This is a genomic window from Nemorincola caseinilytica (assembly GCF_039540515.1).
Taxonomy (GTDB): Bacteria; Bacteroidota; Bacteroidia; order Chitinophagales; family Chitinophagaceae; genus Nemorincola; species Nemorincola caseinilytica.
In genome coordinates this window covers 14,324-29,352 of sequence record NZ_BAABFA010000023.1, presented here as the reverse complement: position 1 = coordinate 29,352, position 15,029 = coordinate 14,324, and the positions used below count along the sequence as shown (strand labels likewise).

Annotated in this window: 14 protein-coding genes; 2 read left to right on the top strand and 12 right to left on the bottom strand. The window is 51.8% G+C overall.

What is annotated here, in order from left to right; genetic code table 11:
* Window positions 1-146: 146 nt before the first annotated feature.
* On the top strand, window positions 147-3,758 hold the full coding sequence (dnaE, locus tag ABD843_RS14320) for a DNA polymerase III subunit alpha (protein WP_345084506.1): 3,612 nt from the start codon (window positions 147-149) through the stop codon (window positions 3,756-3,758).
* 48 nt (window positions 3,759-3,806) lie between these two features.
* Window positions 3,807-4,205: a hypothetical protein gene (locus ABD843_RS14315; RefSeq protein ID WP_345084503.1), complete on the top strand. Its 399-nt coding sequence runs from the start codon at window positions 3,807-3,809 to the stop codon at window positions 4,203-4,205.
* 3 nt (window positions 4,206-4,208) lie between these two features.
* Here the strand turns inward: ABD843_RS14315 and ABD843_RS14310 are convergent, their stop codons facing one another.
* From ABD843_RS14310 to ABD843_RS14255, 12 genes are all read right to left on the bottom strand, one after another.
* A complete protein-coding gene (locus ABD843_RS14310; protein WP_345084500.1) occupies window positions 4,209-4,793 on the bottom strand; it encodes a hypothetical protein in 585 nt (194 codons plus the stop codon).
* Window positions 4,794-4,816: 23 nt separating this feature from the next.
* On the bottom strand, window positions 4,817-5,980 hold the full coding sequence (locus tag ABD843_RS14305; protein WP_345084497.1) for a tetratricopeptide repeat protein: 1,164 nt from the start codon (window positions 5,978-5,980) through the stop codon (window positions 4,817-4,819).
* Window positions 5,981-6,007: 27 nt separating this feature from the next.
* Window positions 6,008-6,550, bottom strand: a complete 543-nt coding sequence (locus ABD843_RS14300; RefSeq protein WP_345084494.1) for a DUF420 domain-containing protein — start codon at window positions 6,548-6,550, stop codon at window positions 6,008-6,010.
* Between the two features lie 77 nt (window positions 6,551-6,627).
* Window positions 6,628-7,350, bottom strand: coding sequence for an SCO family protein (locus tag ABD843_RS14295; protein ID WP_345084492.1), 723 nt, complete (start codon window positions 7,348-7,350; stop codon window positions 6,628-6,630).
* Window positions 7,350-7,799: a cytochrome C oxidase subunit IV family protein gene (locus ABD843_RS14290; RefSeq protein WP_345084489.1), complete on the bottom strand. Its 450-nt coding sequence runs from the start codon at window positions 7,797-7,799 to the stop codon at window positions 7,350-7,352. Before ABD843_RS14290 ends, ABD843_RS14295 begins: the two co-directional genes overlap by 1 nt.
* Window positions 7,800-7,852: 53 nt before the next feature.
* Window positions 7,853-8,710 (bottom strand): cytochrome c oxidase subunit 3, encoded by an 858-nt coding sequence (locus ABD843_RS14285; protein ID WP_345084486.1) that lies wholly within the window; start codon window positions 8,708-8,710, stop codon window positions 7,853-7,855.
* Window positions 8,671-9,270, bottom strand: a complete 600-nt coding sequence (locus tag ABD843_RS14280; protein WP_345084483.1) for a cytochrome c oxidase subunit 3 — start codon at window positions 9,268-9,270, stop codon at window positions 8,671-8,673. The genes ABD843_RS14285 and ABD843_RS14280 overlap by 40 nt, the downstream gene beginning before the upstream one ends.
* Before the next feature lie 67 nt (window positions 9,271-9,337).
* Complete coding sequence (gene cyoE, locus ABD843_RS14275) at window positions 9,338-10,255, bottom strand: heme o synthase (RefSeq protein WP_345084481.1); 918 nt, start codon at window positions 10,253-10,255, stop codon at window positions 9,338-9,340.
* A 252-nt stretch (window positions 10,256-10,507) separates the two neighbouring features.
* Entirely contained in the window at window positions 10,508-11,095 is a 588-nt protein-coding gene (locus ABD843_RS14270; protein WP_345084478.1) for a hypothetical protein, read from the bottom strand.
* Window positions 11,092-11,817: a cell division ATP-binding protein FtsE gene (locus ABD843_RS14265; protein ID WP_345084475.1), complete on the bottom strand. Its 726-nt coding sequence runs from the start codon at window positions 11,815-11,817 to the stop codon at window positions 11,092-11,094. Before ABD843_RS14265 ends, ABD843_RS14270 begins: the two co-directional genes overlap by 4 nt.
* 112 nt (window positions 11,818-11,929) lie before the next feature.
* On the bottom strand, window positions 11,930-14,215 hold the full coding sequence (locus ABD843_RS14260) for a M43 family zinc metalloprotease (RefSeq protein ID WP_345084472.1): 2,286 nt from the start codon (window positions 14,213-14,215) through the stop codon (window positions 11,930-11,932).
* Window positions 14,216-14,376: 161 nt separating this feature from the next.
* Window positions 14,377-14,988 carry a DUF445 domain-containing protein gene (locus tag ABD843_RS14255; RefSeq protein ID WP_345084470.1) on the bottom strand — a complete coding sequence of 204 codons (612 nt, stop codon included), beginning with the start codon at window positions 14,986-14,988 and terminating at the stop codon, window positions 14,377-14,379.
* Window positions 14,989-15,029 lie beyond the last annotated feature (41 nt).

The following is a 15,029-nucleotide window of genomic DNA, read 5'->3' as shown; positions in this document are numbered from 1 at the left end:
TAATTAAGATCTCTTTTGTCCCACGATAAGACAGGTATCATTTTACTTTTCTGTGGAAAACTTCCCCTCGCCTACCCCCTCATTTTTCGTTACTTTGTGAGACGCTGTAAGGGTGTCTGCCGATGGCGGACGAGTGCGGTTCTCTCATGAAATTCTCTCATTTACACAATCATACACAGTTCTCCCTGCTGGACGGGGCTTCTAATATATCGCGCCTGTACGATAAGGCGCGCAAGGATGGCATGCCTGCGATGGCCATCACCGATCATGGCAATATGTTCGGCGTGTTCGAATTCGTGGCAGAGGCCTGGAAGAAAAAGAAGGTGGTGGGCACTACGCCCGAGGGAAAGAACATAGAAGAGCCGGAAGTAAAACCGGTGGTGGGCTGCGAGTTCTACCTGGTGGCCGACAGGCATAAGCGCCAATTCTCGAAGGACGATAAGGACCAGCGCTGCCACCAGCTATTGCTGGCCAAGGACGAGGTGGGCTATAAGAACCTGGTGAAACTATGCTCTCTGGGGTATATGGAGGGGCTATATGGCAAGTACCCGCGTATAGACAAGGAGCTGATACTAAAGTATCATGAAGGGCTGATAGCCACTACCTGCTGCCTGGCGGCCGATGTGCCGCGCACCATACTGCGCAAGGGCGAGGATGAGGCAGAGAAGGTCTTCAAATGGTGGCTGGACCTCTTTGGCGATGACTACTATGTAGAGCTGCAACGCCACGAGATACCCGAACAGATAAAGGTGAACGAGGTGCTGGTACGCTTTGCCCGCAAATACAATGTGCCCATCATAGCCAGCAACGACAGCCACTATGTGGACCAGAGCGACTACAATGCGCACGACATACTGCTGTGTATAAACACCGGCGAGAAACAGAGTACACCGAAGTATAAGGAGGGTGGCGACGATGAGGTGCATATGAAGGATGCACGCTTTGCCTTCTACAACGACCAGTTCTTCTTCAAGAACACGCAGCAGATGACAGATCTGTTCAGCGATCTGCCGGAGGCGATAGACAATACCAACCTGATACTGGATAAGATAAAGCCCCTGAAGCTGGAGCGCGACATACTGCTGCCCCACTTCAAGGTGCCAGCCGAATTTCATGATGACCAGGACGCCTACCTGGAACATATAACCTGGATGGGCGCCAAAGAGCGCTATAAGGAAATAACGGCCGAGGTAGAGGACAGGCTAAAGTTCGAGCTGTTCACCATCAAGACGATGGGCTTTGCGGGCTACTTCCTTATAGTGAGCGACTTCATAAAGGCGGGGCGCGACCTGGGTGTGTTCATAGGCCCGGGCCGTGGCTCGGCGGCGGGCTCGGTGGTGGCCTACTGCATAGGCATCACCAATATAGATCCCATAAAATACAAGCTACTGTTCGAAAGGTTCCTGAACCCGGACCGTAAGAGCATGCCGGATATAGATACCGACTTTGACGACGTGGGCCGCCAGAAGGTGATAGACTATGTGGTGCAGAAATATGGCAAGAACCAGGTGGCACACATAGTGACCTATGGTACCATGGCCGCCAAGAGCAGTATAAAGGATGTGGCCCGCGTGATGGACCTGCCCCTGCCAGAGAGCAATGCACTGGCCAAGCTGGTACCTGAAAAGCCCGGCATATCGCTGAAGCGCCTGCTGCATGCCGAGCTAAAGGGCGAGAACAGCCTGGAAGCGAAGGAAGGCCTGGTGGCAGAGGATATGGCCCTTGTGGAACAACTGAGAACCATATATAACCAGGGATCGCTGCATAGCGAGATACTGCGGTCGGCAGAGACCCTGGAGGGATCGGTGAGGAATACGGGCATACATGCGGCGGGCATCATCATAGCCCCTAAGGATCTGTCGGAACTGCTGCCCGTGTGCGCTACCAAGGATGTGGAACTGCTGATAACCCAGTATGAGGGCAATGTGATAGAGAACGCGGGTGTGATAAAGATGGACTTCCTGGGGCTGAAAACGCTCACCATCATCAAAGATGCACTGACACTGATAAAGCGCAACTACAATATAGCCATCAATATAGACGAGCTGCCGCTGGACGACCAGAAGACCTACGAGCTGTACCAGAGGGGCGATACCAATGGTACGTTCCAGTTCGAAAGTCCGGGTATGCAGAAGCACCTCATAAACCTGAAACCGGACAAATTCGATGACCTGATAGCCATGAACGCCCTGTACCGCCCGGGGCCTATAGAATACATACCCAACTATATAAAGCGCAAACATGGGCAGGAACCTATAACCTACGACCTGCCGGAGATGGCCGAGTACCTGGGCGACACCTATGGCATAACCGTGTACCAGGAACAGGTGATGCTACTGTCGCAGAGCCTTGCGGGCTTCAGCAAGGGCGATGCCGACGTACTGCGCAAGGCAATGGGTAAGAAGCAGAAGGCCGTACTGGACAAGATGAAGGGCCAGTTCGTGGAAGGGGCGCAGAAAAAGGGACACCCCGAGGACAAGCTGCAGAAGATATGGACGGACTGGGAGGCATTCGCACAGTATGCGTTCAACAAATCGCACTCTACCTGCTATGCCCTTGTGGCCTACCAGACAGCCTACCTGAAAGCCCACTATCCCGCCGAGTATATGGCGGCCGTACTGAACAACCAGGGCAGCATAGAGAAGATAAAATTCTACATGGAGGAGTGCCAGCGCATGGGGCTGCAGGTACTGGGGCCGGATGTGAACGAGAGCCTGAAAGGTTTTGCCGTGGCCAAGGAGAACGTGGTACGCTTCGGGCTGAACGCCATAAAAGGCGTGGGCGAGGCCGCGGTAGAGGACATCATAGCCGAGCGCGAGGCCAGCGGCCCATTCCTGACCATCTTCGACTTCATAAAACGCGTGAACCAACGCACGGTGAACAAGAAATCGATGGAAAGCCTGGCACTGGCAGGGGCACTGGACTGCTTTTCGCAGATGCACAGGGCGCAGTATTTCTATGCACCTGCGGTAGACCCTATAACAGGGCTGGAACGCCTGATGCGCTTTGGCAACCAGCTACAGGCAACGGCATCTATGACGGCCAATAGCCTTTTTGGCGCAGCCACCATGCCCGAGATAAAACCGCCTACCATACCCGAGTGCGATAAATGGGGCCTGCCCGAACTGCTGGACCGTGAGAAAGAAGTAGTGGGCATTTACCTGAGCGCACACCCGCTGGATGGCTATAAGTTCGAGATGACGCACTATGGCATGACGGCTATAACCGACTTGGAAAAGCTACGCGGCAGGCAGGTGCGTATAGCAGGCTTTGTAACAGATGCGGGGCATATGACCACGAAGAAGGGGAGCAAATTCGGGAAGATGGTGCTGAACGACTACTCGGGCAATATGGAGATAGTGATGTGGGAGAAGAACTATGTGGCCTATGGCAACTACCTGGTGAACGGGCAGAAGCTGGTGATAACGGGTGTATATGACGAGCACAGGTTCAGGCCGGGCACTATGGAATTCCAGATACAGGGAATGATGCTGCTGGACGAGGTACGCAAGACCATGACCAAAAAGATAAGCATGGCCATACCGCTGGATAAACTGAGCGAGGAGATAGCCACCTTTATGGAGGCCAACATCAGGAAGTATCCCGGCAATACCGAACTGGTGATAAGTGTAAGGGACCTGGAGACCGATATGGGCATACGCCTAAAGACGCAAAACAAGAAGATACTGATAAGCGATGAGCTGATAGCCTTCCTGGCAGAGCATGAAGAGGTGAGCTATTCCATAGAGAAGATATAGCGCCGCAGGCCATCTATATTTTTATACTTTTACGCAAATACCTATGCTGTGAAAAGGCTACTTATGACCGCTGTTGTTATGTGCGCATTCGCTATGGGTGCATATGCGCAGAACAGTGCGCGCTACAGGGATATAAAGCGCTCATGGAGAGATCCCGAACTGGAATACAGTGGGCTGGTAGCGGCCAATAAGAAAGCGGCCAGCATACGCTGCCAGGAGCATTATATACTGGCCAAAATAGTATCGGACGACTGGGAAGTGCTGGCCAACGAGGACGGCAATATAGTGGCCCGCTACATACACATGGAGCTATATGGCGAGACCCGCGATGGCCGCTGCGGGGTAGCGCATTGTGTGTTCAGGCAAAAGCGCATGGGCGATGAGACCTACTCATCACACCTGCGGCTGGTAGAGCTGGGCGAGTTCTACAACATGGAATGCGAATGATCCTTATTGTGCAGCAGGCCCCTGCTTTATCTCATCCAGCAACATATTGCCACGAAAGAAAAGGCCCAGCCAGGGAGAACTGTTGTCTTCTATAGCGCCCAGCAGCTCCTGCGCGGCATAGATACCGTTGTTGGTAAGGAGGTAGAAGCGTACTGTACCCGGTAGCGGCAGCCCTGTATCGGCCACGGGCATGCACTTGCTCAGGTACCCCTGCGCCATCTGCACCAGCTCTGATGCCTGCTCTGCAATGGCGGGGTTGGCGCCCACACCTGTTACCGCGGTACCACTACTTAGAAAGGCGTTGGCAGCGCCTGTGATGTAGGCACATAGCGAAAGCACTGTACCGCTCATATCCCAATCCATGACCACGCCATATACCTTGGTAACGGCAGGCTGCATGGCAAGCCCCAACTGCTGTGGCGTGATGTGCAGTGCGGTATGCCTGTTCTGTTCGTAAGAGCCGGACGCATATGGCACATCGGCCTTTTGCCTGCGGCTGTTCTGCACCCTTTTGAAAAGGTAATATGCCAGGCCTACCTGCGCCACTATGGCCGCACTATATATGAGCTCTTCCGTACCGAATTTCATTTGCCAGTTTTTATCAGATCTTCTTATTTCAGACCATGGGTATCCATATAGGTCTGTGCATCTCTTATGCCTGCACGCGCCGCCTTGCGCAGCAGCAGCACGGCATTCACGCTATCTTTTGCCACTCCCTGCCCTTCGTACATCATTATACCCAGGCAGCCGGCCGCAAAGGCATCGCCCCTGGCCTCGGCCTTCTTGTACCAGCGGGCGGCCTCGGCATGGTCTTGCGGCACGCCATAGCCATAGTAGTACATTCTGCCCAGGCGGGCCTGTGCGCCTTTATGGTCCTGTTTGGCGGCGGCCATATACAGCTCTGCGGCCTCCGTAAGGTCTTTGGGTATCACATCGCCCACACCGGTCTCGTGCATCTGCCCCAGTATATACTGTGCACCTGCATTGCCACCCCTTGCCGCCCTGTGGAACCAGTATTCCGCCTCTTTCGCATCTTTCTTCAGGTAAGGGTTACCAAAGTAGTACATGCGTCCCAGGTTGGCCTGGGCAGTGGCATCATCGTTGTGGGCAGCGCGACGGTACATCAGCAGGGCTTCGGCAGTATCGGCCTTTGTGCCACGGCCCTGCTCCAGCATATAGCCCAGCATGCCCTGTGCCATGGTATTGCCCCCATCCGATGCCAGGCGGTACCATTTCACAGCCTCTGCCTCGTCTTTAGGCACACCATATCCATTCTCATACATCCTGCCCACATTCAGGTAGCCATAGTCGTACTTTTTATCGGCGGCGCTGCGATACCACTTCATGGCCTCGGCATAGTCTACAAAGGTGCCATTACCTTTCTCGTGCATATTGCCCAGGTTGCATTCGCCACGCGCAAAGCCCTGTGCCGCGCTCTTGCGATAGAGGGTTATGGCCTCGGTATTGCTGCGTTCCACGCCTCGCCCATGCTCGTACATATAGCCCAGGTCGTTCTGCCCTTCGGCATCGCCTGCATCAGCAGCCTTGCGGTACCATTTCACAGCCTCTATATAGTTCTTCTGCACACCTGCACCATGAAAATAGGCATCGCCCAATGCTACCTGTGCGGCAGCATTGCCCTTTTTGGCCACGCGCTGCAGCGAGTCGATAGCGGGCGACTGTGCCCCTACCCTGCCGGCCAGCAGCAGGCAAAACATGATACATATCCTTGCAGGAAGATCCATAGACAGCGTAAGACCATAAAAATAGGTCATAGGCATGAGAAAATCACCGGAATAGTACTATACATAGTATGGGCTGATGAAGACATACACCAGCACGCCCGTAATGCTCACATAGAGCCACAGTGGCCATGTGTACTTGGCCAGCTTCCTGTGGTTGGGGTATTCGCCGGTAAGACCCCGATAGGCCGTGAAAAGAATGAACGGCAGTATGATAGCGGCCAGCGGTATGTGTGTGATGAGTATGAAATAATAGATGCTCTTCATAGCGCCTGTACCGCCAAATTTTGTCTCGCCGGCAAGCAGGTGGTGCGCTATATAGGATACAAGGAACAAGATGGAAAGCACCATTGCCGCCATCATTATGTTCTTGTGCTGCACATAGTTCTTCTTTTTTACCGCCATCAGCGCAGCTACCAGCAGTATGGAAACTATAGAGTTGATGACAGCATTGATAAGGGCGAATATGTGTACATCGAAACCGAGGTCCACATCGAGCTTGAAGCGCGAAAGGAGCACTACGGCCGCAAATACCACGAAAGAGAAAGTAATGATGAGCAAGCGGGCCTGTTTGTCGTTCTTATTGAGCGCAGGTGTGAGCATCTTTCTGAATTGTATAAGAATGAATAAGCGAAATTAATGAGAGTGTACCTATTGACGGTAAAACTATCGTCACATAGTTAGCGACGGTGTTTCTTTTCCTTTTCCATGGTCAGCAGCACTATATCGTCGGCACATTTTTTTATCTGTACGGTATCGAGGCCATCGTAGTAGCCCCTGATGTTGCGCTTGGCATCTATCAGCACCAGTTTTTCGGTGTGTATGAAATCTTCGGCGCCACCATCGCCGGGGCCTACTGCCAGTCCCAGCTCGTTGCGGGCATAGTTGTATATAGCGGCCTTGTCGCCGGTAAGGAACCACCAATGGTCGTGATCGGCGCCTGCACGCTCGGCATAGGCTCGCAGTGCCTCTATAGTATCGCGCGTGGGGTCGACGGATATGGAGAGGAAATGCACGGAGTTCTCCAGCCCGTTCTCCATCTTGGGGTTGCGGCGGAAAGCCTTTTGCAGCATACGGATATTGCCTGTAAGCCTGGGGCAGGTACCGGTACAGTTGGTAAAGATGAAGTCTACCACCAGTATCCTGCCACCGAGGGTGCCATTGAGGGTCACCTTATCGCCCAGTTGGTTGGTGAGCGAAAGGTCGGCCACGGAATGGTAAATGGTGTCGTTGTAGGTCTTGCCATCTTCCTCCACAGCGTTCACACGCTCTACCCTGTAATGGCCGGGCAGGTGTATCTTATCTTTCGACAGCAGCTTGGCTATCATGTAAAAAGAAAGCGGTAGCACGAACGCCACCGCTAACCCGAAAATGAATTTATTACCGTTCTTTTTAGTACTCATTATTTGTGATGCTGAACTGCTTCGACCTTATCGCCGCGTGCAGGTGATGAATTGTTCATACGCAGCCAGAAGAAGCCATCGGCAAGGAAGGCTATGATGAACCATACGAACAGTACCAGTGGTATGAGCACAGTAGAGATGAAGGCACGCACCTCATCGCCAAGGTGCATGAATATGGATACGATATAGCCTGCCTTCAGGATGGTGAGGGCAAGGAAGAAGAAGTTAACGAGACCCTTGGCAATGGCATGACTGAAGAACATACCTACTACCACCTCGGCCACGGTGATAACGAGCAGTATCCAAAATACCTTCCATATCTTCTTTATCTGTGCTTTGCTTTCGGCGGAATTGATATCGCCGTGGTGGTGCGCCATTACACCCGAGTAGAGCTTCGACTGATCGCCCTCGTACAGGGACTGTATGCTATCTGAATGATGTGCTGACATTTCTTTGTATAATTATGAATTATGAATTATGAATTATGAATTGACCCTTACTGTTAGAGCAGGTAGAAGCAGGTGAACACGAATACCCAAACGAGGTCTACAAAGTGCCAGTAGAGGCCTATCTTCTCTACCATTTCGTAGTGGCCGCGGCGCTCGTATACACCGTTCACGGTATTCACCAGTATGAGGATGTTGAAGACAACACCCGATGTAACGTGGCCACCGTGGAAACCGGTGATGGTGAAGAAGTAGTTGAAGAAGTTGTGCGTAGCCTGCATAGCCACCAGCGGTTGTGTTTCCAGCACATGGCCGGCAGTGTGGTGGTTGAAGAAGTGATGGAACGAACTAACAGGTGTGTTAGGATCGGTGAATGTACCCCACAGGCCACCCAGCTCGCCATGCAGGTGTGTCCATTCCCAGGCCTGGCAGGCAAGGAAGCATATACCACCTATGATGGTCCACAGGAGCCATTTGGCCACTGCTTTTTTATCGCCATAGTGACCGGCATGTACAGCAAGCACCATGGTAACAGAGCTCATGATGAGGATGAAGGTCATCAAGCTCACGAAGAGGAGGGGCGCACTGCCATGCATGAATGGGAATGCCTTGAAGACCTCGTTGGGGTCGGGCCATACGGCGCTGAAGAAACGAGTGGTACCGTAAGATATCAGCAACGCTCCGAAAGTGAGCGCATCCGATAACAGGAAGAACCACATCATCATTTTGCCATAGCTCACGTTGTAGGGCGAGCGGCCACCTATCCAAACATTTTCTTTAGGTGCTGAAGTAACTACTGTAGAATGCGACATAATGTGCTTTGAAAGTGTATGTATTATCAGTTGTGAATGCGTGTGCGAATTTCGAAACAATTTTATTGATTTGCCAGAAAAAAGACAAATAAATATACCCACAATATATCAACAAAATGCCAGTAAGTGGCAATTATTTCCAGGCCGGTGGCATTGTAGACCTTTACACGGGTGCTGAACGCCCTGAAAAACACTATAATGAGGCCTATAACGCCCCCTGCCATATGGGCCAGGTGCAGGCCTGCTATGATGAAAAGGAAAGATTCGCTGGGGTTGCCGTCTATACGCACGGGAGCGGCCTGTTTGAGGGTCTCGCCATTGATGCGGATCTGCTGTAGCTGGTGGTATAGCTGGTAGAAACCGCCATATTGCAGCAGGCCGAAGAGAATACCCAGAACGAGCGTGGTAGAGATGAACAACCTGAAACGGGGCATCTGGCGCTCTTTGAAGGCGCGTACACCCATTATCATGGTGATGCTGCTGATGACCACTGCCACGGTAGAATACCAGAACATGGAGGGCAGCTCATAATAGCGCCAGTTGCCCTGTGCCTGCCTTACCAGGAAACCACTGGTAAGACCCGCGAACGCCATGGCCATACTGCCTATGGCTATCCACATCATGAATTTCTGCGGATGTATCTTCCGTCTTTCTTTGATCATTTCCATATTGAACCTCCTCCTGCGACGTGCTCTCTTCTATGCCGTTCTACAGCGCGCCAACGGGTGCTCACAGCTTGTCTATCACCAATGCCAGCAGCACTACGGGCAAATAGATAAAAGATGCGAACATGACCCTGCGGGCCGACCTGTGATCGTTGCGGATGTAGAAAGCGATAGATGCGGCAAGGTACATGACCCCACATGCCACCGATAGTATGGTGCCTATATTGCCCGTCATACCGAACATATTGGGCAGCATGGCCATAGGTATGAGCACCAGGCTGTACATAATGCATTGTATGGCCGTGAAACGCGATTCTTTCTCACGCGTGGGCAGCATGCGTATACCTGCATTGGCATAGTCGTCGAAGGCCACCCAGGCTATGGCCCAGAAATGCGGGAACTGCCAGAAGAACTGTAATGAGAAAAGCACAAGGCCACCTGCATCTATGCTGCCGGTAGCTGCCACCCAGCCAATAAGTGGCGGCAATGCACCCGGTATGGCGCCTATGAAAACGGCCACGGGATGTATCTTCTTCATGGGTGTATACACAAAGGCGTACAGCAACAGGGAGAAGAAACTAAGCAGACCCGCAAGGGGATGGAAGAAAAATGCCAGGGTAATGGCACCTGTAACGCCCATGACGGTAGCGAATATCCAGGCTTCGGTATCGCCGAGGCGGCCATCAGGCAGGGGGCGGGTGCGGGTGCGCTTCATAAGGCGGTCGCTGTCGCGCTCCAGTATCTGGTTGATGGTATTGGCACCGCCGGTCACCATCATACCCCCTATGAACAACACAATGACCCGCAACCACATACCTATATCGCCCCATGAGAAGGATATATTTGGCGCCATAAGGTAGCCTATGACACTACTGAACACTACCATACCGCTGAGATTGGGTTTCAGCAACTGGTTGTAGTCCTTAATGCGAGTGATAAGGTTACTGTTACCTCCGGCTTGTATGGTCTCTTGCTGCAACATGTAGAGGGCTGTGATACCGCGTGCGAAAGTACGATAATTTAGCTTCTTTGCCGGGTAAAAATAGCGGATGTGGATACTGTGTGACGTATTTTATTTTGCGTGTACCCAAGATATAAGGCCGCGATCACGTCTTATATAGCAGCACTTGCTAAGCCCCTGTAGACCGGCCCTTTGCGTTTCCCCCCGAATAAGAACGCATGTTACATGGCACCAGAGCCGGATGACCGGCCGCTGTGCCATTTTTTTTGCGCATTACTTCTCTTCCAACTGCTTCAGTGCATATATGGCCTGCGAGAGCAGTTCGGGCTGCATTTGCACGAATTCCGCATTGTTCGCCGGTATATCGTGTCCTTCCTCGTCTATCCACTTCACCAACTGGTTATCATCCAGGTAGTAATAGTTCTTCTCCAGCACGGTCTTGCTATCATCGTACCATACACTGTCGCCCTGGGCACGGGCCACGTCTTCGGTATAGGTAACGGGCATATTGTACACATAGCGCTGCTCTTCTACAAGAATGAGCATCCCATCAGAAAAATAGTAGGTACGGAAGGTACGGCTGCGCGAGCCAAAATTCTGGCTGCTTACCTTTTGCGGCACATCGCCGTCGAAATAACCTATGAGCGCCCCTTTTTCTTTAGAAATGACGTCATCGGCCTGGCGAATGGAGAACTCTTTCAGTTTTTTTTCTATGCGGGCACGTTCTTCCATGGCATAGGCCACTATATCGCCTTTCTTCTTCTTGCAGCCTGCAAATACCAGGCCGCAGAGCAACATTACTGTTATGATGGCATTTTTCATTGTGTATGTAGTAGCGTAGTATGCTTTTAGAAGGGTCATACGCCTGCTGCGCTTATCTCTTTTACATGGCCATGCTCTATGCGCACCACCCTGGCCGGGTAGCGCTGTATGATGCCATAGTCGTGCGTGGCCATGATGAAGGCCGTTTGTATATCGCGGCAAATGTTGAAGAGCAATTGCATGATCTCGTCGGTAGTGTCGGGGTCCAGGTTGCCGGTAGGTTCGTCGGCCAGGATGAGCATGGGATTGTTGAGCAGCGCCCTTGCTATATCTACACGCTGCTGCTCCCCGCCCGACATCTCGTAGGGCATTTTACTGCCTTTGTTCTTGAGGCCCACCTTGGCCAGCACGTTCTCTATCTTCTCCTTCATCATCACCTTATCTTTCCAGCCGGTGGCCTTCAGCACGAATTCCAGGTTGTCATACACATCACGATCGGTAAGAAGACGGAAATCCTGGAAAACGATACCCAGGTTGCGACGCAGCAGCGGTATCTTCTTCCATGTGAGCTGCTTCAGGTCGAAGCCTGCCACATTGCCCTCTCCTTCCTTCAGGTACAGATCGCCATAGAGGGTCTTCAGCAGGCTGGACTTGCCGGTACCTGTCTTACCTATCAGGTAAATGAACTCACCTTTATCTACCTCCAGGTTCACGTTGTTCAGTACCAGGCTGTTGCCCTGGTATATATTGGCCTGCCTGAGCGATACTATATTGAGCGAGCTGTCGCTGTGCTGTTCCATCGGAGTGCTTTCCTCTATCATGCTATGCGTTTATACAAAGATAGAGGTGTTGCAATGAAACAAAAAGAAAAAACGCAGCGGTCGCACCATGTGGTGCGACCGCTGCTATCATTGTTCTTTTATGTGCTGGCTATTAGTACACTACGAGCTTCTGTGTAGAGGTCTCGCTGCCGGTAAGCACCTGTACCAGGTACATACCTTTGGTAGCTATAGCAGATGCAGGTATCTGTATCTGTGCTACGCCGGCAGTAACAGCAGCCTCGGCAGTGTATACCACTTTACCTGTTATGTCTGTTACCGATATTTTGGCATCAGTATTAGTAGCGCTCTTCACCACTACATAGGCATCGCCCTGTGTAGGATTAGGCAGCACCAACACGTTGGCAGTATTAGCTGCAACATTGTTCACATTCACCGCGAATGGGCTGATAGACACCCTGTCCAGGAAGAAGTTGTTGCCGGTGCTCATACCGTCAGAACCTACGTTAGGCTTGTAACGGAAGCGGATGATAGTGTAGTTGGTAACAGCGTTAGCAGGCAGCTTTATACCTTTCTCTACCCAGTCGGTAACAACTGTAGGTGTATACGGAGTGTATATAGAACCTTTGTTGAACAGCTCTGATTTGCCCAGCTTGGCCAGAGAGTTCCAGTTCACGCCCTTGTTCACAGAGTACTCTACAAGCAGGGTATCGGTGATGTTGACGGTAGCGCTGGAACGTGTAGCACCAGAGTAGTGGAAGTAGAGGTAAGGAGACGAGCCCATACCGGTAACATTGAACGGTATAGAGAACAGATCGTCATAATCACCTTTAGGGGTACCTGTGAGTGGCCTTGCGAACGGAGGATTGTACCTGTCGTCATAGCCTTTGTACTTCACGCAAGAGTTGTCATACACACCTACATTGGCATATTCCCACTTGAATTCGTTGTTGAAGTAGTTGAACATAGCCCACTTATCGCGGTCGCCACCTTCTGCGAACTCCTGTATGTAACCGGCAGCAGACGTAGAGTTGGGGTCGGCCACATAGAATGCTTTAGACCATGTGCGCTCTGCATCGCCAGAGTTGTTGCCCCTTGCCACCATCTTCACATCGTACCAGCCTGGTACAGAGAACTGCTGGTTGAAGTTGGTGATAGAAGACTTGGTAACTACTGTAGAACCGTTAGTGAATGTCCAGTCTACATTGGTAACGGTATCGTTGTAAGAGAAGTTGGTGAAGGTCACATCCTTATCGGGGAATGCGAAATTCGCATTCTTGCTAAGGTAGCTTGCCACGCCGGGATATGTGAGCGAGAAGTCGGGGGTAGGCTTCAGGTCTGGCATTGGCTGCATGGCACCTGTAAGCACCAGGTTGGTAGAGTCCCACAGATTGTTCCTGCCTGCTATATCGCTGTTCAGTGTCAGGTGCATACGCTGTACCTGGCCCTTTGTGAACATCTTGTCGCAATAGGTGTAATCCATTATGTTCTGCGCGTTGGTAGTATCCGGATAGTTGATGAGCTGTATATTGCCCAGCGTATCGGTGTAGATCTTGAAGTAGTTGGTAGCGCAGGTGCTGTCGTAAATGCTTGATGCAGTACAGCCTGTAGTGTTATGACCTTTTGTGGGCGGTGTATCATCCACGTTGTCATCGCCACATGCTACATCGGGCTGGTTGGTATCGCCCCATGTGTGGCTCAGGTTGAACTCGTGGCCCAGCTCATGCGGCAGGGTCTTAGAGCCGTTGTTCATGTAACCTGCAAGGGCTATAACGCCGTCATAGTATGGTATGAAGGCAGCAGTAGAAGGCTTGTAGGCATAGGCTGCGGCCTGGCTATGGTCTGCGCTCATCTTGTTGATGAACCAGAGGTTCATGTAAGCATTGTTGGGCCAGTTCTCGAACTTGGTGTCATCGCCACCTGCATAAGTGAGGTAAGAGCGCTTGCGCAGGATGCCCTTTGTGGGGTTGCCATAGGGATCGACAGTGGCGAGGTGCAGCCTTATGCGGGGGTTGCCTATCCATTTTTTGAATGGAGCGATAACATCGGCAGTATCGGCATTCTTCTTGGCGAATACGATGTTCCAGTCTCGTACTGCTTTGTAAATGAAGTCGTCGGGTATGAAATCACCGTTGAAGGTGGTGGTGTTATAAGTATTGTAATCGTGTATAACGTGCACAACGATGGGAATATCGTACCAGAAGCTCTCGTTATTGCTCTGATCGGCGGTGCCCTTCTTAGCGATACCGAGATCTATCTTCTTGATAGCTGCCTGTATCTGCCTTTCGAAGTCTGCTTCAAGGTCTGCTATTTCAGGATGTTCCGCCATCCTCAGATGTGTCATCTCGTCTGTAGCACAAGGTTGCAACTGCGACTGCGCCTTTCCTGTAGGGATAAGACAAAGCGAAGCAGCAGCTAATAGTAAGGATCTTTTTATCATTGCCAATAAATTAATGAGGTTCAAAGCTATATAATTAATAGATACATACTGCTTTTTTCTACGATTTTTTTTGTTTTTTACCGCATCTTTTTTCCACAATGCATGTTAAAAAAAGATGAAATTTCTTACCGCAAATAGCAGTGAGCGGGTGACAAAGGGGATCAGCAGGCAAAAAAGTACAGTAGTGCAGAGAGGAGTATACCAGCCGCCAATGCCGTAAGGGCACAGTACCACGGTATACGGGCGCGTGCCTGCCTGAGCGCAGGACCTGCCAGGGTCTCCAGTTTTTGCTCATCGGTAGCTTCCAGCGCCAGCCTTATCTTGTCCTGTACGGCAGGCACGGTCACCGCAGATGATATGTAGCCTGCCATCACCTGCGGCAGCAGCACATCTATCTCCTCTATCATGCTCTCTTTCAGCTTCAGTATGGTGCTATCGCCTATGAAGGAGGCTATGACGGGCATTTTTTCGCGCAGGCGCACACGCAGGTAGGTATCGAGGTGGCTTTCGATAAGCGGGCGCATGGCGGCCATACCTGTGGAGCCTGCAGAGGCGGCCATACTGCCTGCCGCGGCCACTACCTCTACGGCCAGCACTCTGGCCATGGCCCCGGCCGATGTGCGCAACTGCCGGGGCAGGGAGCCCTGCAGGGAGATACCGAACACACGCGCCGGCCTGAGCGGGTACAGCACACCCCACAAAAGGAAGTAGGCCGTGCACCAGGCGGTGAGCGCCATGGCTAGTGGTATGGACAGCAATGCGATGGTATGCATAACAAAGGCAGGCCGAATGGCCATAGCAAAAAAAGCCACCC